Origin of the sequence: Zavarzinia aquatilis (assembly GCF_003173035.1) — a bacterium.
Taxonomy (GTDB): Bacteria; Pseudomonadota; Alphaproteobacteria; order Zavarziniales; family Zavarziniaceae; genus Zavarzinia; species Zavarzinia aquatilis.
Window position 1 is genome coordinate 205,303 of the sequence record NZ_QGLE01000006.1, and the last position, 20,381, is coordinate 225,683.

Sequence of the window (20,381 nt, forward strand, 5' to 3'; positions counted from 1 at the left end):
CGCGGTCAGAGCGACTTGGCGCGATCCCGCAGGATGAACTTCTGCACCTTGCCGGTCGAGGTCTTGGGCAATTCCTCGAAGACGATGGTGCGCGGCACCTTGTAGCCGGCGAGATTGGCCTTGCAGAAGGCGATCACCTCCTCCTCGGTCATGGTCTCGCCCGCCTTCAGGAAGATGAAGGCGCAAGGGGTCTCGCCCCATTTCTCGTCCGGACGGGCCACGACGGCGGCCTCGAGGATCTTGGGGTGCTTGTAGAGCACGTCCTCGACCTCGATGGTCGAGATATTCTCGCCGCCCGAGATGATGATGTCCTTCGAGCGGTCGCGCAGCTGGATGTAGCCGTCCGGATGCATGACGCCAAGGTCGCCCGAATGGAACCAGCCGCCGGCGAAGGCTTCGTCCGACGCCGCCTTGTTCTTCAGGTAGCCCTTCATGACGAGGTTGCCGCGGAACATGACCTCGCCCATGGAGAGGCCGTCGCGCGGCACCGGGGTCATGCTGACCGGGTCCATCACCTCGAGCCCGGCGAGCAGGGGCGACTTCACGCCCTGGCGCGCCTTCAGCGCCGCCTGTTCATCGGCCGGCAGGGCATCCCATTCCTCGTTCCAGGCGCAGAGGGTCGAGGGGCCATAGGTCTCGGTCAACCCGTAGAGATGGGTGATCTTGAAGCCGCTCGCCTCCATCGCCGCGATGACGGCGGCGGGCGGCGGGGCGGCGGCGGTGAAGAGTTCTACCTTGCCCGGCAGCGGCCGCTTCGCCTCGGCGCTGGCGTTGATCAGCATCCCCATGACGATGGGGGCGCCGCACAGGTGGGTGACCTTGTATTTCTCGATCGACGAGAAGATCGCCCCGGCCTCGACCCGGCGCAGGCAGACATGGGTGCCGCCGACGACCGCGAGCGACCAGGTGAAGCACCAGCCGTTGCAGTGGAACATCGGCAGGGTCCAGAGATAGACCGAGGAACCGGTCATGCCGGCCGAGACGATGTTGTCGACCGCGTTCAGATAGGCGCCGCGGTGGTGATAGACGACACCCTTGGGGTTGCCGGTGGTGCCGGACGTATAGTTCAGGCTGATCGCCTGCCATTCGTCGGCCGGGCCTTCCCAGGCGAAATCCGGATCGCCGCCGGCGATGAAGTCGTCGTATTCGATTTCGCCCAGGCGCTCGCCCTTGCCGGTGTAGAGCGGATCGTCGATGTCGATGACGATGGGCTTCACGCTCGCCATGGCCAGCGCCTGCTTGATCACATGGGAGAATTCCCGGTCGGTGATCAGCACCTTGGTCTCGGCATGGTCGAGGGTGAAGGCGATATTGGCGGCATCGAGCCGGATGTTCAGCGTATTGAGCACGGCGCCCGTCATCGGCACGCCGAAATGGGCGTCGAGCACCGGCGGGATGTTCGGTGCCATGACCGAGACCGTATCGCCAAGACCGATCCCCCGCGCCGCCAGCGCCGAGGCGAGGCGGCGGGCGCGGGCATAGGCTTCGGCGTAGGAGATCGTCAGATCCCCGTGAATGATCGCCGTCCGCCGCGGATAGATCGCCGCCGCCCGCTCGAGAAAGCCGATGGGGCTGAGCGGGACATAGTTGGCGGCATTCTTGTCGAGATCGGTTTCGTAAGGGTTCTGTCTGGTCATATCGGCCCCCGCCGAGGAATTTTTGTTGGTTTCGAGACTGGCCCTCTCGAACGATACCGGCGCCGCCCTTGTGGTCAGGTGGCTGCCTCCACGACCTGTAGCGTCCCTCGGTAGATCATGTCCACTGCGACATAAGCCACAATCGCGAGCCCGACATAGGCGATCCAGTGATAACGCTTGAGCAGCGAGGCGACCAGCGAGGCCGCCGCGCCCATCAGGGCGATGGACAGGACGAGGCCGACGACGAGCACCCACATGTGATGCTGCGCGATGCCGGCGACGGCGAGGACATTGTCGAGCGACATCGAGACATCGGCCAGGATGATCTGGCCGACGGCGCCGCGGAAGGTCGTCGGCGCCTTGGAGCCGGGAACGAATTCCTCCTCCTCCTCTTGGCCGGATTTGGCGGCGCGGCGCTGCATCTCGATCTCGCGCCACATCTTCCACGAGACCCAGAGCAGGAGCAGCCCGCCGGCCAGGGTCAGGCCGATCAGGCCCATCAGCTGGGTCGTCGCGGCGGCGAAGCCGATGCGCATGACCATGGCGCCGGCGAGACCCCAGAGGATCACCTTGCTGCGGATCTGCGCCGGTACCGAGGACGCGGCGATGCCGATGACGATCGCATTGTCGCCGGCCATCACGAGGTCGACGAGGACGATGCCGCCGAGGGCGACCAATTGCTCGGTGATCAGGTTGATATCCACGGGAACACCTATGAATGCCGGCCCGCCGCCGGGGACGGGCGGAGCCGCGATACGCAGGATAACAGGACGGTGGCGATCAGGTTTCGCCGGAATCCGGCGTCACTTCGCTGACCAGGACCTTGTCGACCCGGCGGCCGTCCATGTCGACCACCTCGAACCGATAGCGGCCCAGGGTGAAGACGTCGCCGGCCGCCGGAATCCGTTTCAGCCGGTGCATGGACAACCCGCCCAGCGTGTTGAAGTCCGCTTCCGAATCCTGGAATTCCGGCATGGCGAGCAGATCCCACAGCCGGTCGAGGGCATAGCCGCCGTCGATCAGATAGGAGCCGTCCTCGCGCTGGACGACCGAGCGTTCGTCTTCCGGCGTATCCGCTTCCTCGAGCTCGCCGATCAGGGCTTCCAGGAGGTCGGTCAGGGTGACGAGGCCCTGGATGTCGCCATATTCGTCGACGATGAGGGCGATGGGGCTGCCGCTGGCCCGGAACGCCTCCAGCGCCTTCAGGGCGGGCGTCGTCTCGGGGATATAAAGCGCCGAATGGATCGCGGCGGCGATATCCGGCGGCTTGCCGGCGAAGACCTGTGCCTGCGCGAACAAATCCTTCACCTGAACGAAGCCGAGCACGGTCTTGGTCGTGCCCTTCTTCACCGGGAAGCGGGAATAGTTGCTGTCGGCGATCTTCTGCCAGGTCCGCTTGGGCGGATCGCTCACGTCCAGCCACTCGATCTGGGTGCGCGGCGTCATCAGCGCGTCGACGTTGCGGTCGCCAAGGCGCAGGGTCATTTCGACGATGGCGCGTTCGGCTTCCTGGAAATGGCCGGCGGCGGCGCCCTCCTGCATCAGGACGCGCACTTCCTCGTCCGTCACCTCGGGCTCCTTGCTGCCCTTGGGCAGCAGCTTCAGCACGAGATTGGTCGATCCGGTGATCAGGCCGACGAAGGGCGCCGCGCCGATCGAGAGCCAGCGCAAGGGCCGGGCGACGAAGGTCGCGATGCCCTCCGCCTGGGCGAGGGCGAGGCGCTTGGGCACCAGTTCGCCGAGGATCAGCGTCACATAGGTGAGGCCGGCGACGATGATCGCGATGGCGATCGTGTCGGCATAGGGCGCGAGAGGCTCGACGTCGGACAGCGCGGCGCTGAGCGGGCCGACCAGCGCCTGACCGCCGAAGGCACCCGACAGGGTACCGATGGCGGTGATGCCGATCTGCACGGTTGACAGGAAGCGGCCGGGATCGGCCGCGAGTTCGAGGGCGACGCGGGCAGACTCGCTGCCGGCGTCGGCCGCCCGCTTCAGCCGTGCGCGCTTGGCGGCGACGACGGCCAGTTCTGCCATCACCAGAAAGGCGTTCAGCAGGACAAGCAGGACAAGAATGGTAAGGTCGATGATCATCGGCGGACGTGAAAACGTCCGTGACCATACCACAGTCGCGGAATTTCGCACCCGCCGAATCGACGGTGAGCCTGCGTCATTCGCGAGCGGTTGCCCGGTCGGGTCCGGCGGTCAGGCGTTCACCCCGAGTCGGCGCAGATAAATCAGCAGGTCGTCCTTCATCGCGTCGGCCTCGATCGCGAGGGCGTTGGCGGCGGTGACCATGCGGGCCGAGGCGGCGCCGGTCTGGTGGGCGGCGTCGTTGACGCCCTCGATGTTGCGCGCGACCTCGCCGGTGCCGCTGGCCGCCTCGGCCGCGGAACGGGCGATCTCCTGCGTGGTGGCGGTCTGTTCCTCGACCGCGGCGGAAATCACGTTGCTGATCTCGGAAGTTCGCCCGATGGTCTGGGTGATGCCGGTGATCGCGGTCATGGAGGTCGCGGTCGCCTGCTGCATGGCGCCGATCTGGGCGGCGATGTCCTCGGTCGCCTTGGCAGTCTGGTTGGCGAGGATCTTCACTTCCGAGGCGACGACGGCGAAACCCTTGCCCGCTTCGCCCGAACGGGCGGCCTCGATCGTCGCGTTGAGCGCGAGAAGGTTGGTCTGGCTGGCGATATCGCTGATCAGCTTGATCACGTCGCCGATCTTCAGGGCCATCAGCTTCAACTCGGTCATGGCCCGGGTTGTGCTATCCGCCTCCGCCACGGCCTTGCTCGAAATCGCGGCCGATTCGACCACCTGACGCGCGATCTCGTGGATGGAGGAGGTCATTTCCTCGCCCGCCGCGGCCACGGTCTCGACATTGTTCGACGCCGTGGCGGCGGCCGTCGAAACCGCCAGGGCCTGACGGGTCGTTTCCTCGGCCGTCGCCGCGATCTCTTCGGAGGTCGCGCGCATGTCGGTCGCGGCGCGCGCGACGATTTCGGCCGCGCTGCGCATCTTGAGCGCCAGGGCGATCTGATCGGTGATGTCGGTCGCGAATTTCACGACCTTGCAGGGCTGACCGTTCAGATCGAGGATCGGGTTGTAGCTGGCCTGAATCCAGACCTCGCGTCCGTTCTTGCCGATTCGCCGATAGCGGCCGCTGTCGTATTCGCCCCGCCGCAGCTTGGCCCAGAAGGCCCGGTATTCGGGCTGCTCCGCCTCGCCGGGGGCGAGGAAGATCGAATGGTGGCGCCCCGCGATCTCGTCCAGCCGATAGCCGATGGCGGCGAGAAAATTCGGATTCGCCGTCAGGATCTTGCCGCCGAGGTCGAACTCGATCACCGCCTGCGACTTGTTGATCGCTTCGAGCTGGCCCTCGAAATTGGCCGTGCGCAGTTTCTCGGCGGTGATGTCGGTCGCGAATTTCATTACCCGGACGGGGCGGCCCGAAGCGTCGAGGATGGGGTTGTAGGTCGCCTGGATCCAGACCTCGCGGTCGCCCTTGGCGAGGCGCTTGTATTGCCCGCTGTCGTGTTCGCCACGGCGCAGCTTGGCCCAGAAGGCGAGATAGGCGGCTGAAGTGCGATCCGCGGGCGGGACGAAGATCGAATGATGCTGCCCCCGGATGTCTTCGATGCGGTAGCCCATGACCGCCAGGAAATTTTCGTTGGCGTCGAGGATCATGCCTTCGGGGTCGAATTCGATGACGGCGAGGGAGCGGCCGAGTGCCGCCTCGATCGCGCGTCCGCGGGTGTCCTCGCCGGGTTGCGGGGACGGCACGGCACTCGGTGCCTCGACCAGCGTCAGGGAAGACCTGGCTTTCGATCGCAAACCAAACATGACGCGCCTCCGGCTCGGGACCCGATGATGCTGTTTGCAGATCGCTAACATGACGTTAACGGAAACAGCGACAGCCGCTGCCCCTGCGACCAAAGTGGGATGGGTATCGGCGGATTGGACGTTGCATTCCGGCCCCGCATTTTGCTGAATTCGCCGCAATAGAGAACGATGACCGGAAAACGGGGGGAAAGCCGTGGGCGCCTATTCCGAGATGTACGCACGTTGGCAGGCCGATCCTGAGGGCTTCTGGGCCGAGGCGGCGAAGGCGATCGACTGGATCGAGGCGCCGAAGGCGATCCTCGACGACAGCCGCAAGCCGCTTTACAGCTGGTTTCCCGGTGGCAAGGTCAATACCGCCTGGAACTGCCTCGACCGCCATGTCGAGGGCGGCCGCGCCGATCAGGACGCGCTGATCTACGACAGCCCGGTGACCGGGACCAAGACCCGCTACACCTATCGCGAGCTGCGCGACAAGGTCGCCGAACTCGCCGGCTGGCTGCGGGACAGGGGCGTCGTCGCCGGTGACCGGGTCATCGTCTACATGCCGATGGTGCCCGAGGCGCTGTTCGCCATGCTGGCCTGCGCCCGGCTGGGTGCCATCCATTCCGTCGTCTTCGGCGGTTTCGCCGCCAAGGAACTGGCGACCCGCATCAATGACGCGAAGCCGAAGGCGATCATTTCCGCCTCCTGCGGCGTCGAGCCGGGCCGCACCGTCGCCTACAAGCCGCTGCTCGACGAGGCGATCGAGCTCGCCAGCTTCAAGCCGGAATTCACCCTGATCTGGCAGCGCCCGATGCTGGCGGCATCGCTGGTCGAGGGTCGCGATTTCGACTGGGGCAAGGTCGTGCCCGGCACGGCGCCCGCCGACTGCGTGCCCGTCGCCTCGACCGATCCGCTCTATGTCCTCTATACTTCTGGCACCACGGGCATTCCGAAGGGCGTCGTCCGCGACAACGCCGGTCACATGGTGGCCCTCGCGTGGTCGATGAAGAACATCTATGGCGCGGCCCCGGGCGAAGTGTTCTGGGCGGCCTCGGACGTGGGCTGGGTCGTCGGCCATTCCTACATCACCTATGGTCCGCTGCTGATCGGCGCGACCACCATCCTCTATGAAGGCAAGCCGGTGGGCACGCCCGATGCCGGCGCCTTCTGGCGCGTGATCGAGGAATATAACGTCCGCACCCAGTTCTGCGCCCCGACCGCCTTCCGCGCCATCAAGAAGGAAGACCCGGAGGGCAAGCTGCTGGCGGATTACGACATTTCCTGCCTGCGCACCCTGTTCCTGGCCGGCGAGCGCGCCGACCCGGACACCATCCAGTGGGCCGAGGACAAGGTGAAGGTGCCGGTGATCGACCATTGGTGGCAGACCGAGTCCGGCTGGCCGATGGCCGCCAACATGGTCGGCGTCGAGCTGCTGCCGGTGAAATACGGCTCGCCGACCTGCGCCGTGCCGGGTTACGACATCCGCGTGCTCGACAATGACAACAACGAGGTGAAGCGCGGCGACATCGGCTCCATCGTCGTCAAGCTGCCGCTGGCGCCGGGCGCCCTGCCCACCCTGTGGCAGAACGACGACGGCTTCATCCGTTCCTACCTCCAGGACTTCCCCGGCTACTACAAGACGGGCGACGCCGGTTACATCGACGAGGATGGTTACATCTACGTCATGAGCCGGACCGACGACATCATCAATGTCGCCGGCCATCGCCTGTCCACGGGCGGCATGGAAGAAGTGCTGTCCTATCACCCGGACGTCGCCGAATGCGCCGTGATCGGCGCCGCCGACCAGCTGAAGGGTCAGGTGCCGGTCGGCTTCGTCGTGCTGAAGGCGGGCGTGAACCGCCCGGACGAGGAGATCGAGAAGGAACTGGTCCGTCTGGTGCGCGACAAGATCGGCCCCGTCGCCGCATTCAAGACGGTGACCGTCGTCAAGCGCCTGCCCAAGACCCGGTCGGGCAAGATCCTGCGCGGCACCATGCGCAAGATCGCGGACAGCGAGCAGTGGTCGATGCCGGCGACCATCGACGATCCGATCATCCTCGACGAGATCGCGGAATCGCTGCGCAACATCGGCTACGCCAAATCGGAAAAAGGCGCGGCCTAAACTCTCGGACGGGCGGCTTTCCCCCGTGTGGGAGCCGCCCGCTCAAGTCATCACGGTCAGCGCCGCCCCGACGGCGGCGCCAGCCAGCACCAGTCCGTGGGTGGCGAGATTGAAGCGCAGCAGCGCCGCCATGCTGGCCAGCGCCACGACCAGCGGACCCCAGGCCGGCTGCCCGCCGGGCAGCAACACCGCCTCCCCGAAGAACAGCGCGAGATTGGCCATGACGCCGACCACGGCGGCGGTGATCGCCGTCAGGGCCGCCGCTGCGGCGGGCGCCCGCGCCAGATGTTCGACCAGCGGCGCGCCGGCCAGAATGAACAGGAAACTGGGCAGGAAGGTCACATAGGTGACGAGCCCGGCCCCCAGCAGGCCGGCGACCAGCGGATCGAGGGCGCCCGGCTGCTTGAAGGCGGCAAGGAAGCCGACATATTCGAGGACGAGGATGGTCGGCCCCGGCGTCGTCTCTGCGAGGGCGAGGCCGTCGACCATCTCGCCCGCCGACAGCCAGCCGTGCAGGGCGACCGCCTGATCGGCGATATAGGGCAGCACCGCATAGGCACCGCCGAAGGTGACGAAGGCCGATTTGGTGAACAGCGCGGTCAGCGCCGGAAAAATGCCGCCGCCAGCCAGCCAGATCGCCAGCAGCACCGGCACCGCCCACAGCAGCAGGAACAGCACCGCCAGCCGCAGCACCCGCGCGCCCTGACGAACAAGGCCGCCCCGCGTGATCGGCACGGCCCCGGCCGGGGCCGCCTCGCGCCTTCCGGCGAAGAGCCCGATCAATCCGGCGCCGATGACGACAAGGGGAAAGGGCGCCTGCAGCAGCTGCAACGCGAGGAGGGCGCCGAGCGCGACCAGCAGCGCGCCCGTGGTGTTCAGGGCCCGCCGGCCGAGGCGCCACAGCGCGGCGGCGACGATGCCGACGACGACCGGCTTCACCCCGGCGAACAGACCGGCGACCAGCGGCGCCTCGCCATGGGCGGCGGCGATATAGGCCAGCAGCGCCATGACGAGGGCGCCCGGGAGCACGAACAGCGTGCCGGTGATCGCCGCGCCGCGCCAGCCGGCCAGCCGCCAGCCGACGAAGGTCGCCAATTGCTGCGCCTCCGGCCCCGGCAGCAACATGCAGAAATTCAGCGCGCGCAGATACGTCGCCTCGTCCAGCCAGCGCCGGCGCGCCACCACCTCGTCATGCATCAGCGCGAGCTGCCCGGCGACCCCGCCGAAGGAAATGAGGCCGATGCGGGCGAACAGCCGGGCCAGGCCGCCCAGGCCGGGAGGGGAGGGGGGAGCCACGGGCTCGGTCATGCGAGGGGAAACCGGATCGTCATAAAGGAACACGGAACGGGATAGCGCAGAAGTGTGACAGATGCGATCATGGCCGCAGCTTTCGATCCCGCAGCGATAATCAAGACAAGACAGGGAGGATCGTCCAGCCATGGATTCGCAGAGCCTGAAGGCGCTGATCCGCGCCCATTATCAAGCCACCATCAACGGCTACGACCCGAGCGCGATCGACGCCCAGGTCGCCCCCGATTTCGTCGACCACACCTCGCCGGGGGAGGCCGTGCGCGGCCCGCGCGGATTGAAGGCGCAGATCGCCGGCCTTCACGCCGCCTTCCCCGACCTCCAGGTGAAAATCCTCGACATGGTTGCGGAGGAAGACCGGGTGGCGGTGCGCAGCCGCTTCCGCGGCACCCATCGCGGCACCTTCCGCGGCATCCTGCCGACCGGCGTCCGCATCGACGTGACCGGCACCTTCATCTGGAAGGTCGAGGAGACGAGCGGCCGCATCAAGGAACGCTGGGGCATGCTCGACCAGCCCAGCCTGATGCGCCAGATCGGCTTCCTCTAGGGAACGCGGTCTCCGTCGCCGCCATCAATTCGGGGATCAATTAGATATAGCGTCCCCTTATTTGTAGCGTCCCCTTAATTCTCGGGCATTTAATCCGGGGACACTATATATAATATATCGAATTAAATATAGTGTCCCCGGATTAAGAAAGACCGGATTAAGAGCGGCGTCAGGAGGCTGATGTCGAGGCGGGTGGGGTGCCGAGGCGGCGGAGGAAGCGGAGGTGGTCGGCGATCATGCCGGGCAGGCTGGTGCAATGGTAGTCGAGCGCGCATTCGGCGGCGCATTCCCGGATCGCCGTGTTCAAGGCGCGGTAATGAACATGGGCGACGCGCGGAAACAGGTGATGGGCCGCATGGGTATTGGCGCCGCCGGCGATGAAGCCCGCGAGGCGGCTTTCCGGGGACCAGTCGACCGAGGTCGCGACGGCGTGGCCGGCGAAATCCAGCGGCAGGCGCCCTGCCGAATCCGGCGTCGGGAAGGCGGCGGCGGTCGAGAAATGCGTGCCGACCAGCAGGAAGACGAAGACCAGCGACATGACGCCGAGACCGACGACATAAAGCGCCAGCGCCCGCCCGGCCGACATGGAGGTCAGGGCGAGCGGCAGGCCGAACCAGAGGGCGAGATGCACACCCTTGCCAAGGAAGAACTGAAAGCGGTGCGCCCGCGAGTGCCGGATGTTACGGGCATTCGCCAGCTGCCGCTTGAAGAGATAGGCGAAATCCTGAACCCAGGCGCTGTGCAGCGCGACCAGCGCGTAGATGGCCGGCGCATAGAGATGCTGGAAGCGGAAGCGGCGCTTCCAGGGCTGATTGGGCGACAGGCGCAGGAACGGGTTCTCGTCGATGTCGATGTCCGAGCCACTGACGTTCGGAAAGACATGATGCGAGGCGATATGGCGAAAGCGCCAGAGATAGGCGTCGACCCCGAGGGGCGCGAAAGTCAGGAACTGCACAAGGTGATTGAGCCAGGGCCGCCGGAACAGCGTGCCATGGGCCGCGTCATGGCCGATGTTGATGGCCAGCAGCAGGGACGCGAGGCCGAAACCGATCACCGAGGCCCAGGCCCATATGCCAACGCCGCCGGACAGGAGCAGGGCCGCATAGGCGATACCGCTGCAGCCGGCAAAGAACAGGCCCTTGCCGACCAGTATCAGATGCCCGCGGCGCAGGATCCGCGGATCATCGAGCAGCACATCGGCGCGAAGGCGCAGCCGAGCGGCGAAGCCGTCGGCAAGGCGCGGCTGAAAGGTTATGCGACCGGTCACGACGCCACTTTACCGGGTCGTGGTGAAAGCGTGAAGGGCCTGTTCCTCAGTCGTTGGCGAGGATCATGTTCTTGACGCGGGGGTAGATCTGGCCTTCCCACTTCTTGCCGTTGAAGACGCCGTAATGGCCGACGCCGGGCTGCAGGTGGTGGGACTTCTGGTAGGGGCGGATCTTGGAACAGAGGTCCTGGGCGGCGACGGTCTGGCCGACGGAACAGATATCGTCCCGCTCGCCTTCGACCGTGAACAGGGCAGTCTTGCGCACGGCGGTCGGATCGACCTTCTGGCCCTTCCAGTACATCTTGCCGAGCGGCAGTTCGTATTCCTGGAATACGCGGTTCACGGTCTCGAGATAGAATTCGGCGGTCAAGTCAAGGACGGCGAAATATTCGTCGTAGAAGGTGCGGGTCTGCTCCGCCTTGTCCCATTCGCCCTTGGCGAGATTGTTGTAAAGCTCGCGGTGCGACTTCACATGGCGGTCGGCGTTCATGCTCATGAAGGCCGAAAGCTGGGTGAAGCCCGGATACACCTTGCGACCCCCGCCTTTCAGCCGGCGCGGCACGGTCGCGATCAGGTTCTTCTCGAACCATTCGATCGGATTGTCGGTCGCCAGCTTGTTGACCACGGTCGGATTCACCCGGCAGTCGATCGGGCCCGCCATCAGGGTCATGGAGCGCGGCTGCATCGGGTTGCCGTTCATCGCCATGACGCAGACGGCGACGAGGGCATGGACGCAGGGCTGACAGACGGCGACGAGGTGACCGGGGGTGCCGATCTTCTCGAGGAAGGTGACCACATGCTCGACATATTCGTCGAAGCCGAAGCGGCCGGCCGACACGGGAATGTCACGGGCATTATGCCAGTCGGTGATGTAGACGTCGTGGTCTTGAAGCAGGGTGACGACCGTACCGCGCAGCAAGGTCGCGAAATGGCCGGACAGGGGGGCGACGACGAGCACCGGCGGCTGAACGACGCCGACGTCTTTCTTGAAGTGGAGCAGCGTGCCGAAGGGCGTGGAGAATTCCTTCACCTCGGTCACCGGCACCTCGCGATTGCCGACCGTCACCGACTTGATGTCGAAGGGCGGGCGATCGTGGGTCAGGCGGGTGTGGCCGAAAACGTCGAAGGCCGCGGTGAAGGCCCGGTAGGGATAGAAGGCCGAAAGGCCCGACAGCATCGGGTTGCGCAGCACGGTCGCCGTGCCCCGGGCCGCCGCGCGAAGCGGATCCAGCATGTCGGACTGCGCTTGGTAGATCTCATAGATCATGCATCACCGGATCAATTGGCTAGGTCTGTACGTGCTCGGCCCCAGATTCGCTTGATGAGGGGTCATTCGCGGCGAATTCACCCGTGCATTTTTCGCTGCACTGCCACAATATCATAGGGACGGATCACCGAGTGCAACAACGAACTGTCGCCGGGAGGCAGTTTGGAAGCAATTCACTCCCGGCCTTGGACCAAAGTCCGGTACGGGGGGAAGTTGCCGCACGGTGGACGGGAAAAATTTCTGGTACCAAGGGCAGGGCCCCAAGAAGCGAAGGCAGGTAGTCCATGGCGATGGCCACTCTGACGATCAGCAGCAAGAATTACTCGTCCTGGTCCTTGCGCGGCTGGTTGCTGTGCAAATTCGTCGGGCTGGACTTCGAAGAGAAAATCCTGTCGATCGACGATCCGGGCACGCGGGCCGAGCTGCTGCTGCTTTCCCCTTCCTTCAAGGTGCCGGCGCTCACCCATAACGACATCACGGTGTGGGACACGCTGGCCATCGCCGAATACCTGCAGGAAGTCATCCCCGGCGCCGCGCTGCTGCCCGAGGATCTGGCCGCCCGCACCCACTGCCGCTCGGTCTCGGGCGAGATGCATTCGGGCTTCGCCAATCTGCGTTCCGCCCTGCCGATGAACCTGAAGAGCCACTTCCCCGGCTTCAAGGTCTGGGCCGGCGCCCAGGCCGACATCGACCACATGATCGGCATCTGGCGCACCTGTCTCGACACTTACGGCGGCCCCTATCTGTTCGGCCCGAAGCTGACCATGGCGGATGCCATGTTCGCCCCCGTCTGTACCCGCTTCAAGACCTACGACGTGAAGCTGGACCGCAAGTGCCAGACCTATGCCAACCGCATCCTGAACCTGCCCCAGATGATCGAATGGACGGCGGCCGCCCTCGCCGAGCCCGAGGAACTGGAAGAGCTCGACGTCGAGTTCTGACGCCTGTCTTCAGGGCTTCAGCCAGGCAAAGGCGGCCGTCAGCGCCGCCTTGCCGCCGGTCTCGATCACGGGACCGTGGGCCGGGATCACCCGGTCGAAATCCAGCGACAGGATGCGGTCGAGCGACGCCCGCGCCGCCTGCCGGTCCCGGTACAGCAGCTTCAGCAGATAGGACAGCGACAGCCGGCCATGGCAGCCCATGAGCCGGGCATAGAGCCGAACCATCCAGTGAGCTTCGGGCCCCAGGTTGACCGCGAGGTCGGTGATGATCAGGCTGCCACTCGGCCGATGCAGGAATACAGTCTCGTCGAGGGTGGGGTTGCCCGCGACGGGCAGCGCCAGGATGTCGTCGCCCCAGGACGCCGCGCCCGCGACGGGGCTGCCGTCGATGCGCAGGTCGGGCCGCTTCGCCGCCAGGCCGGGCGGCGCGAACAGGGGGCTGTCGGGATAGGCTGCCTGCCAGGGCGCCTGATAGAGATGGTGCATCAGATTGGGCGCGACGCGCCAGCGCACCTGTCCCAGATCGTCGACGGCGGCGCGCAGCGGCACCAGCGGCACCGGCGAATGCACCCACAGGCCGGACGGCAGCCGCGCGATCGTCATCCGCGTCGTCATCGGCATCCCGAGGGCACGCAAGCCCGTTTCCGCCGCCCAGAGGCCATCGGCCAGGCGCTTGAGTTCGCAAGCAGTGTTAACCATTTTGCCCCCCGGTGTCGGTGGAAGCCGGTATGCGGTGCCGCCTGGCCTTCGTCAACCCGTGGCGGGCGGCCAGGGACAAACGACAATCAGGGCTAGTCGCCGGCCCCCCCATTGATCTAGCCTTGCAACCCTCGATTAAACAGGTTCAGGCTTGTTCCCGCATGGTCGTCCGCATCCACACCGTCGCCTTCGAGGGCATCGAAGTCGTGCCTGTCGAGGTCGAGGTGGCGCTGGCGCAAGGGTTGCCCGCCTTTTCGGTCGTCGGCCTGCCCGACAAGGCGGTGGCGGAAAGCCGGGAGCGGGTGCGGGCGGCGCTGGGCGCCATCGGCCTCGGCCTGCCGCCCAAGCGGATCACGGTCAACCTCGCCCCCGCCGACCTGCCGAAGGAAGGCAGCCATTTCGACCTGCCCATCGCCCTCGGCCTGATGGCGGCCCTCGGCCTTGTCCCGGCCGAGGAGCTGGATGGCTATGTCGCCCTTGGCGAATTATCGCTGGATGGGCGCTTGAACCCGGTCGCCGGTGTGCTCAACGCCGCTGTCGCCGCCGTCGCCGACGAGCGGGGCCTGATCTGTCCCGCCCGTTCGGGGCCGGAAGCCGCCTGGGCGGGCAATCCCGCCGTGCTTGCCCCCGCGTCGCTGATCGCCCTCGTCAATCATTTCAAGGGGACCCAGCTGCTTGACACGCCGCGCCCCCGGCCGCCGACGGAGAGCGGCGCCGCGCCGGACCTGCGCGACGTGAAGGGTCAGGAAAGTGCCAAGCGGGCGCTGGAAATCGCCGCGGCGGGCGGTCACCACCTGCTGATGCAGGGCAGTCCCGGGTCGGGCAAATCCATGCTGGCGGCGCGCCTGCCCGGGCTGTTGCCCCCGCTCGAGCCGGCGGAGGCGCTGGAGCTGTCGCTCGTGCTGTCGGTCGCGGGCCAGCTGAACGACGGCACCATCACCCGCGAGCGGCCGTTCCGCAATCCCCACCATTCCGCCAGCCAGGCGGCCCTCGTCGGCGGCGGCCAGCGGGCCAAGCCGGGGGAGGTCAGCCTTGCCCATCGCGGCGTGCTGTTCCTCGACGAATTGCCGGAGTTCCAGCGCGCCGCCCTCGAAGCCCTGCGCCAGCCGATCGAATCCGGCCGTGCCGTGGTCGCGCGGGCCAATGCCCATGTCAGCTATCCCGCCCGTTTCCAGCTGGTCGCGGCGATGAATCCGTGCCGCTGCGGCTATCTCGACGATGCCGGGCGCGCCTGCGCCAAGGCACCGCGCTGCGCCGCCGATTATCAGAACCGCCTGTCCGGCCCGCTGCTCGACCGGTTCGATCTTTTCGTCGACGTGCCTGCTGTTTCGGTCGCCGATCTCGCCCTGCCGGCCCCGGCGGAGGGCAGCCGCGAGGTGGCGGCCAGGGTCGCCGCCGCGCGGGCGATCCAGGCCCGGCGTTTCACCGGCACGGGGCTATCCACCAATGCCGAGCTGGAGGGCGAAGCCCTCGACCGCCACGCATCGCCCGACGAGGCGGGGCGGAAACTGATGCTCGAGGCGGCGGATCGCCTGCGCCTGTCGGCGCGCGGCTATCACCGGGTGCTGAAGGTCGCGCGGACCATCGCCGATCTTGCCGGGGGCGGCGGGGTCGGGCGCATCCATGTCGCCGAAGCCCTGTCACTCCGGCGCCGGGCCCCGGTTCAGTAGCGGATCGCGACCACTTCCAGGCTTTCGCCGCCCTGCGGCGTGCGCACCTCGACGACATCGCCGACCTCGGCCTTCAGCAGGGCGCGGGCGACGGGCGAAATCCAGCTGATCTCGCCGAGTTCCGAGCGGGCCTCGTCGGTGCCGACGATGCGGATGGTCTTTTCCACGTCGTCGTCGCCGACATAGGTGACATGGGCGCCGAAGAAGACCCGGGTCTTCACCTTCTGCAGGGCGGGATCGACCACGCTTGCGCCCTCCAGCCGCTTGGTCAGGAAACGCAGCCGGCGGTCGATCTCGCGCAGGCGCTTCTTGCCATAGAGATAGTCGCCGTTTTCCGAGCGGTCGCCGTTGCCCGCCGCCCAGGACACGACCTCGACCACCTTCGGCCGCTCCACCCGGGTCAGGTGGCGCAGTTCCTCGGCGAGGCGGGCGTAACCCTCGGGCGTGATGTAATTCTTCGGGCCGTCGGGCGTGCTCACGGCCTGTCCTTACTCCGCCGCCTGTTCGCGAGGCCAGCCGGCGGCCGGCTGCACCGCGATCTCGCTCGCCGTCCGGCTGATCCGGTTGGCGCCGTCGACATAGACCAGTTTCGCGGCGAAGCCCGGCAGTTCCGCTTCCTCGACCTCGACATAGGCGGCGATGATCAGGATGTCGTTCTTCTGCGCCATGCGGGCGGCGGCGCCGTTCAGCGAGATGACGCCCGAGCCCTTCTCGGCGCGGATGACATAGGTCGAGAAGCGGGCGCCATTGTTCACATTGTAGATGTCGATCTTCTGCAGCGGCAAAAGGCCCGAAGCTTCGAGCAGATCGTCGTCAATGGCGCAGGAGCCTTCGTAGTCCAGCTCGCAATGGGTGACGGAGACGCGGTGCAGCTTGGCCTGCAGCATGGTGCGACGCATGGCGCTTTCCTCGATGTCGCGGGCCTTGGGGCCCTTGTGTGCCTTCCCTGTCCGCCCGCCGGGAGAGCGGGGGGCGGAATGGCCGCCGTCCTAGCATCCGCCCCGCCCGCGCACAAGCCGCGGCGGGCAGGGGCCGACCATGGCCGGCCTTGACGGCGGCGGGCGGACATCATACCTCATGCGTCATGGCTATCCGTCCCATCCTCATCGCGCCCGATCCGCGCCTGAAACAGAAGTCGACCCCGGTCACGGTGTTCGACGCCGAGCTTCAGCGCCTGATCGACGACATGTTCGAGACCATGTATGACGCCCCGGGCATCGGCCTTGCGGCGATCCAGGTCGGCGTGCCCGCGCGCCTGCTGGTCATCGACCTCGCCCGCGAGGGGGAGGAGAAGGCACCCCGCGTCTTCATCAATCCCGAGATCGTCTGGACGTCCGCGGACGACCTGTCGACCTATGAGGAAGGCTGCCTTTCGGTACCCGAGCAATATGCCGAGGTCGAGCGTCCGGCGCGGGTCCGCGTCCGCTTCCTCGACGCCAAAGGCGAAAGCCACGAGGAAGAGATGGACGGCCTCGCCGCCACCTGCATCCAGCACGAGATGGATCACCTCGAAGGCGTGCTCTTCGTCGATCACCTCTCGCTAGCCCGGCGCAGCCTCCTGCTGCGCAAGGTGGCGAAGGCCCAGAAGCTGGCCAGGGCCAAGGGGTGAGCCTGAAGCTGCGCCTCGCCTTCATGGGCACGCCCGCGTTCGCCGTGCCCACGCTTCAGGCGCTGATCGCGGCGGGGCATGAGGTCGCCGCCGTCTACAGCCAGCCGCCGCGCCCGGCCAATCGGGGTCACAGGCTGACCCCGTCGCCGGTCCATCTGGCGGCGGAGGCGGCGGGCATTCCGGTGCGCACGCCCAGATCCCTCAAAGGGTCCGCCGAACAGGAAGATTTCGCCGCCCTCGGCCTCGATGCCGCGGTCGTCGTCGCCTATGGCCTGATCCTGCCGGCGCCGGTGCTGTGGGCGCCGCGCCTTGGCTGCTTCAATCTTCATGCCTCGCTGCTGCCGCGCTGGCGCGGCGCCGCGCCCATCCAGCGCGCGATCTGGGCAGGGGACGAGGAAACCGGCGTCGCCGTCATGGCCATGTCGGAAGGGCTCGACGAAGGCCCCATCGTGCTCGAGGAGCGGGTCGAGATCGGCCCCGACGATACCGCCGGCAGCCTGCACGACCGCCTGTCCGCCCTCGGCGGGCCGCTGATGGTCGATGGTCTCGCCCTCGTCGCCTCAGGCAGAGTCGTGCCCCGGCCGCAACCGGCGGAAGGGGTCACCTACGCGAAGAAGATCGCCAAGGACGACGCGCGCATCGACTTCGCCGCCCCGGCCGAGGCGGTCGACTGCCAGATCCGTGCCCTGGCGCCCAGCCCCGGCGCCTTCACCGAGATTCTGGGCGAGCGCTGCAAGATCCTGAAGGCCGAGGTCCTGCCCGAAACCGGGCATGACGCCGCGCCCGGCACCACGCTGGACGAGCGGCTGACGATCGCCTGCGGTGTCGGCGCGATCCGGCCCCTCGTCGTGCAGCGCGCGGGCAAGGGCCCGGTGCCGGTGGGGGATTTCCTGCGCGGCTTTGCCGTTCCCGCCGGCACGCGCGCCGGCTGAGCCTCGCCGTGCCGCGCTATCGCCTGACCGTTGAATATGACGGCTCGGCCTTTCAGGGCTGGCAGGCGCAGGATGGCGCGCCGACGGTGCAGGGCACCATCGAGGCGGCCGCGGCGCGGCTGAACGGCGGTGTCCGCGCCGTGCTTCATGCCGCCGGCCGCACCGATGCCGGGGTCCATGCCACGGGCCAAGTCGCCCATTTCGACCTCGAGAAGGACTATTCGGCCCTCGCCGTGCGCGACGCGCTGAATTTCCACATGAAGCCGATGCCGGTCGCGATCACCGAGGTCAGCATCGCGCCGCCCGAATTCCATGCCCGTTTCCAGGCCATCGGCCGGCACTACCGCTATCGTATTCTCGCCCGCCGCCCGCCCCCGGCCTATACCGTCGGCCGGGTCTGGCATGTCACCCGCGCCCTCGACATCGAGGCGATGCGGGCAGGGGCGGCGGTGCTGCTCGGCACCCATGATTTCACCAGTTTCCGCGCGACCGAATGTCAGGCGAAATCGCCGGTGAAGACCCTCGACCGGCTGGAGGTCTTCGCGGCCGGCGAGGAAATTCATGTCGAGGCCAGCGCGCGGTCCTTCCTGCATCATCAGGTGCGGATCATGGTCGGCACCCTGCGCCTGGCCGGCGAGGGCAAGTGGACTCCGGCGGATATCATCGCCGCGCTCGATGCCCGCAAAAGGGCCGCCGCCGGCCCGACCGCGCCCGCCGAAGGGCTGACGCTGACCGGCGTCGACTATCCTGCCGGCTGAATTTTCACTTTCCTGACGTTTTCCTTACGGGGGCTGCGCGGAACGGCGCCCCCGCCGTCGCCATTTATCAGGCATGGATCACGCAGGAGTATCGGTCGTGCCGAAGAAGACGATTTCCATCCTCGCCCTTGCCCTTGCCCTGTCGGCGCCGCTCGCCGCGCAGGCGCAGGCGCCGCAGGGCGGCCCGGGCCAGCCGCCCATGGCTCAGGACCGGCAGGGCGGTCACGATGATGGCCAGCGGCAGGGCGGCCAGCAGCAGGGCGGCCAGCACCGCGACGACGCCAAGCGCGGCGGCGACCATGCCGGCAAGCCCGCGTCCGCCAGCCGCCACCACAGCGTCACCGTGAACGACGACCACCGCAGTCGCGCCCGGCAATGGTTCGACGGCCATCCCGGCTGGTCGAAGCCGCTGCCCTCCGATCTGCGCGGCGGCGTCGCGGTTGGCGGGCATCTGCCGTCGGGCCATTACCAGCGCCCGCCGACGGTCATCGTCGACCTTCTGCCGCGCCCGCCGGCGGGTCATGCCTATTTCACCGTGGGCACCGATGTCGTGCTCGCGGTGATCGCCACCGGCGTTATCGCCCAGATCGTGCTCAGCGCGCCCTGATTCGGGATTTCTGCACGGTGGGGGGAACCGGCGCGGTGCGCGGACATTCCCCCCACCAGCACCCATCGGGGAGAGTTTCGAATGCCTTCGCGCAAACCGAATGCGAAAATGACGCTGGCGGTCCTGTTCACCGGGCTCGGTCTCGCCCTGACCGGCGCGGCCGAGGGCAAGAACAACGGCAACGGTCGTGGCAACGGCAATGGCAATGGGCATGGCGGCGGCGATGTTCCGGTCGAGGAAAGTCTGGCGCCCGCCATCGCCTCGATCCTGTTCCCGACCGGCGACCGCCAGGTGATCTCCAATTATTTCCTGCGGAACAACGGCTATCTCGCCGATCTGCCGCCGGGCATCCGCAAGCAGCTGGTCACGCGGGGGCGCCTGCCGCCGGGCATCGCCAAGAAGGTTCTGCCGGCCGGTCTCTCGGGCCAGCTCTCGCCCTTGCCCGCGGGTTACGATCGCATGATCGTCGGCCCGGACGTGCTGCTGGTGCAGATCGCGACCGGCCTCATCGTCGACATCATCCGCGACGTCGTCCGCTGAGACCTGGAAGGTTTCATCGGAACCCGGCCCCCGGCCGCGCATTTATAGGGTGTCAACCTTGCGACGGAAGAACGTCATGCGCTTCGCCAAACCTCTCATCGCAGCTGCCCTGGTGGCGGCCCTGATGGCACCGGCCGCGTCCGCCTTCGCCCGCGGCCGGGACGACGATCACCGCGGCAATGAATACGGCCGCGACTGGAACGACCACCATGACCGTGACGGGCGCGACTATGGCCGCCGCGACTGGCGCGACGACCGCGATCGCGACTACAGCCGCGGTTATGGTCGTGGCTATGATCGTGGGTACGACCGGGGTTACGACGATGGCGCCCGCTTCGCCGACCGCGACCGCGAGCGGATGCGCGGCTGGTGGCAGCGCTATCCGACCTATTATCGCCCGCTGCCTCCGGGCTATTACCACAGGCCGCCGGTGCGGGGCGCCTATCTGCCGCGCGGCTACTATGTCCTGCCGCCGGTCGTGGTGCGCGACATGCGCCCGCTGCCTCCGGGCTACGGCTATTACGCGGTCGGCAGCGACATCGTGATCGCCGCCGTCGCCACCGGCCTCATCCTCGACGTGATCCTCGGCGGCCGCTAGGGGCGCTTGAGCCGGGGCGATCCTTTCCCGTCATCCCGGCGCAGGCCGGGATCTCGTGCCGGT

20 protein-coding genes are annotated in these 20,381 nt (G+C 67.2%); 10 read left to right on the forward strand and 10 right to left on the reverse strand.

Annotation, left to right across the window (positions count from 1 at the left end; all coding sequences use genetic code 11):
* Positions 1–5 precede the first annotated feature (5 nt).
* The 4 genes from DKG74_RS12295 to DKG74_RS12310 all read right to left on the reverse strand — a co-directional run bounded on the left by DKG74_RS12295 (position 6) and on the right by DKG74_RS12310 (position 5,471).
* The gene (locus DKG74_RS12295; protein WP_109906157.1) at positions 6–1,637 is read right to left on the reverse strand and encodes an acyl-CoA synthetase; all 1,632 of its coding nucleotides are present in this window, start codon (positions 1,635–1,637) and stop codon (positions 6–8) included.
* 74 nt (positions 1,638–1,711) lie between these two features.
* Positions 1,712–2,341, reverse strand: coding sequence for a YjbE family putative metal transport protein (locus DKG74_RS12300; protein WP_207779339.1), 630 nt, complete (start codon positions 2,339–2,341; stop codon positions 1,712–1,714).
* A gap of 76 nt (positions 2,342–2,417) precedes the next feature.
* Entirely contained in the window at positions 2,418–3,728 is a 1,311-nt protein-coding gene (locus DKG74_RS12305) for a hemolysin family protein (RefSeq protein ID WP_109906159.1), read from the reverse strand.
* Between the two features lie 111 nt (positions 3,729–3,839).
* On the reverse strand, positions 3,840–5,471 hold the full coding sequence (locus DKG74_RS12310) for a methyl-accepting chemotaxis protein (RefSeq protein ID WP_109906161.1): 1,632 nt from the start codon (positions 5,469–5,471) through the stop codon (positions 3,840–3,842).
* 211 nt (positions 5,472–5,682) lie between these two features.
* Between DKG74_RS12310 and DKG74_RS12315 the strand changes: the two genes are divergently transcribed.
* Positions 5,683–7,575 (forward strand): propionyl-CoA synthetase, encoded by a 1,893-nt coding sequence (locus DKG74_RS12315; RefSeq protein WP_109906312.1) that lies wholly within the window; start codon positions 5,683–5,685, stop codon positions 7,573–7,575.
* Between the two features lie 42 nt (positions 7,576–7,617).
* Here the strand turns inward: DKG74_RS12315 and chrA are convergent, their stop codons facing one another.
* The gene (chrA, locus tag DKG74_RS12320; RefSeq protein WP_109906163.1) at positions 7,618–8,883 is read right to left on the reverse strand and encodes a chromate efflux transporter; all 1,266 of its coding nucleotides are present in this window, start codon (positions 8,881–8,883) and stop codon (positions 7,618–7,620) included.
* Between the two features lie 130 nt (positions 8,884–9,013).
* Between chrA and DKG74_RS12325 the strand changes: the two genes are divergently transcribed.
* Entirely contained in the window at positions 9,014–9,430 is a 417-nt protein-coding gene (locus tag DKG74_RS12325; protein WP_109906165.1) for an ester cyclase, read from the forward strand.
* A gap of 169 nt (positions 9,431–9,599) precedes the next feature.
* Here DKG74_RS12325 and DKG74_RS12330 read toward each other — a convergent pair whose 3' ends face one another.
* Both DKG74_RS12330 and DKG74_RS12335 read right to left on the reverse strand, forming a co-directional pair.
* Positions 9,600–10,697 (reverse strand): fatty acid desaturase family protein, encoded by a 1,098-nt coding sequence (locus tag DKG74_RS12330; RefSeq protein WP_109906167.1) that lies wholly within the window; start codon positions 10,695–10,697, stop codon positions 9,600–9,602.
* A gap of 46 nt (positions 10,698–10,743) precedes the next feature.
* The gene (locus DKG74_RS12335) at positions 10,744–11,964 is read right to left on the reverse strand and encodes a polyhydroxyalkanoate depolymerase (protein ID WP_109906169.1); all 1,221 of its coding nucleotides are present in this window, start codon (positions 11,962–11,964) and stop codon (positions 10,744–10,746) included.
* Positions 11,965–12,248: 284 nt separating this feature from the next.
* Here DKG74_RS12335 and DKG74_RS12340 point away from each other — a divergent pair, with 284 nt between their 5' ends.
* On the forward strand, positions 12,249–12,905 hold the full coding sequence (locus DKG74_RS12340) for a glutathione S-transferase family protein (protein WP_109906171.1): 657 nt from the start codon (positions 12,249–12,251) through the stop codon (positions 12,903–12,905).
* A 9-nt stretch (positions 12,906–12,914) separates the two neighbouring features.
* On the opposite strand, the gene DKG74_RS12345 is transcribed toward DKG74_RS12340, so the two are convergent.
* Positions 12,915–13,604 carry a hypothetical protein gene (locus tag DKG74_RS12345; RefSeq protein ID WP_109906173.1) on the reverse strand — a complete coding sequence of 230 codons (690 nt, stop codon included), beginning with the start codon at positions 13,602–13,604 and terminating at the stop codon, positions 12,915–12,917.
* A gap of 161 nt (positions 13,605–13,765) precedes the next feature.
* Here DKG74_RS12345 and DKG74_RS12350 point away from each other — a divergent pair, with 161 nt between their 5' ends.
* A complete protein-coding gene (locus DKG74_RS12350) occupies positions 13,766–15,274 on the forward strand; it encodes a YifB family Mg chelatase-like AAA ATPase (RefSeq protein WP_109906175.1) in 1,509 nt (502 codons plus the stop codon).
* Here DKG74_RS12350 and greB read toward each other — a convergent pair.
* On the reverse strand, positions 15,268–15,753 hold the full coding sequence (gene greB / locus DKG74_RS12355; protein WP_109906177.1) for a transcription elongation factor GreB: 486 nt from the start codon (positions 15,751–15,753) through the stop codon (positions 15,268–15,270). The genes DKG74_RS12350 and greB overlap by 7 nt on opposite strands.
* 9 nt (positions 15,754–15,762) lie before the next feature.
* Positions 15,763–16,173 carry an aspartate 1-decarboxylase gene (gene panD / locus DKG74_RS12360; RefSeq protein WP_109906179.1) on the reverse strand — a complete coding sequence of 137 codons (411 nt, stop codon included), beginning with the start codon at positions 16,171–16,173 and terminating at the stop codon, positions 15,763–15,765.
* A gap of 185 nt (positions 16,174–16,358) precedes the next feature.
* Between panD and def the strand changes: the two genes are divergently transcribed.
* From def to DKG74_RS12390, 6 genes are all read left to right on the forward strand, one after another.
* Positions 16,359–16,883: a peptide deformylase gene (gene def, locus DKG74_RS12365; protein ID WP_109906181.1), complete on the forward strand. Its 525-nt coding sequence runs from the start codon at positions 16,359–16,361 to the stop codon at positions 16,881–16,883.
* A gap of 23 nt (positions 16,884–16,906) precedes the next feature.
* Entirely contained in the window at positions 16,907–17,815 is a 909-nt protein-coding gene (gene fmt / locus DKG74_RS12370; protein ID WP_109906314.1) for a methionyl-tRNA formyltransferase, read from the forward strand.
* An 8-nt stretch (positions 17,816–17,823) separates the two neighbouring features.
* Positions 17,824–18,573, forward strand: a complete 750-nt coding sequence (gene truA / locus DKG74_RS12375; protein ID WP_109906183.1) for a tRNA pseudouridine(38-40) synthase TruA — start codon at positions 17,824–17,826, stop codon at positions 18,571–18,573.
* Between the two features lie 97 nt (positions 18,574–18,670).
* Positions 18,671–19,180 (forward strand): RcnB family protein, encoded by a 510-nt coding sequence (locus DKG74_RS12380; protein ID WP_165837657.1) that lies wholly within the window; start codon positions 18,671–18,673, stop codon positions 19,178–19,180.
* A gap of 108 nt (positions 19,181–19,288) precedes the next feature.
* Positions 19,289–19,720 carry a hypothetical protein gene (locus DKG74_RS12385; protein ID WP_109906316.1) on the forward strand — a complete coding sequence of 144 codons (432 nt, stop codon included), beginning with the start codon at positions 19,289–19,291 and terminating at the stop codon, positions 19,718–19,720.
* A 76-nt stretch (positions 19,721–19,796) separates the two neighbouring features.
* Positions 19,797–20,318, forward strand: a complete 522-nt coding sequence (locus DKG74_RS12390) for a hypothetical protein (protein ID WP_109906187.1) — start codon at positions 19,797–19,799, stop codon at positions 20,316–20,318.
* Positions 20,319–20,381 lie beyond the last annotated feature (63 nt).

What these genes read in the sequence shown, in the direction of transcription:
- DKG74_RS12350 (WP_109906175.1), top strand. Translation starts at nt 13,766, where the DNA reads ATGGTCGTCCGCATCCACACCGTCGCCTTCGAGGGCATCGAAGTCGTG.
- DKG74_RS12345 (WP_109906173.1), bottom strand. Translation starts at nt 13,604, where the DNA reads ATGGTTAACACTGCTTGCGAACTCAAGCGCCTGGCCGATGGCCTCTGG.
- DKG74_RS12335 (WP_109906169.1), bottom strand. Translation starts at nt 11,964, where the DNA reads ATGATCTATGAGATCTACCAAGCGCAGTCCGACATGCTGGATCCGCTT.
- DKG74_RS12315 (WP_109906312.1), top strand. Translation starts at nt 5,683, where the DNA reads ATGTACGCACGTTGGCAGGCCGATCCTGAGGGCTTCTGGGCCGAGGCG.
- DKG74_RS12385 (WP_109906316.1), top strand. Translation starts at nt 19,289, where the DNA reads ATGACGCTGGCGGTCCTGTTCACCGGGCTCGGTCTCGCCCTGACCGGC.
- DKG74_RS12325 (WP_109906165.1), top strand. Translation starts at nt 9,014, where the DNA reads ATGGATTCGCAGAGCCTGAAGGCGCTGATCCGCGCCCATTATCAAGCC.
- DKG74_RS12390 (WP_109906187.1), top strand. Translation starts at nt 19,797, where the DNA reads ATGCGCTTCGCCAAACCTCTCATCGCAGCTGCCCTGGTGGCGGCCCTG.
- DKG74_RS12295 (WP_109906157.1), bottom strand. Translation starts at nt 1,637, where the DNA reads ATGACCAGACAGAACCCTTACGAAACCGATCTCGACAAGAATGCCGCC.
- def (WP_109906181.1), top strand. Translation starts at nt 16,359, where the DNA reads ATGGCTATCCGTCCCATCCTCATCGCGCCCGATCCGCGCCTGAAACAG.
- chrA (WP_109906163.1), bottom strand. Translation starts at nt 8,883, where the DNA reads ATGACCGAGCCCGTGGCTCCCCCCTCCCCTCCCGGCCTGGGCGGCCTG.
- DKG74_RS12340 (WP_109906171.1), top strand. Translation starts at nt 12,249, where the DNA reads ATGGCGATGGCCACTCTGACGATCAGCAGCAAGAATTACTCGTCCTGG.
- panD (WP_109906179.1), bottom strand. Translation starts at nt 16,173, where the DNA reads ATGCGTCGCACCATGCTGCAGGCCAAGCTGCACCGCGTCTCCGTCACC.
- fmt (WP_109906314.1), top strand. Translation starts at nt 16,907, where the DNA reads ATGGGCACGCCCGCGTTCGCCGTGCCCACGCTTCAGGCGCTGATCGCG.
- DKG74_RS12305 (WP_109906159.1), bottom strand. Translation starts at nt 3,728, where the DNA reads ATGATCATCGACCTTACCATTCTTGTCCTGCTTGTCCTGCTGAACGCC.
- DKG74_RS12310 (WP_109906161.1), bottom strand. Translation starts at nt 5,471, where the DNA reads ATGTTTGGTTTGCGATCGAAAGCCAGGTCTTCCCTGACGCTGGTCGAG.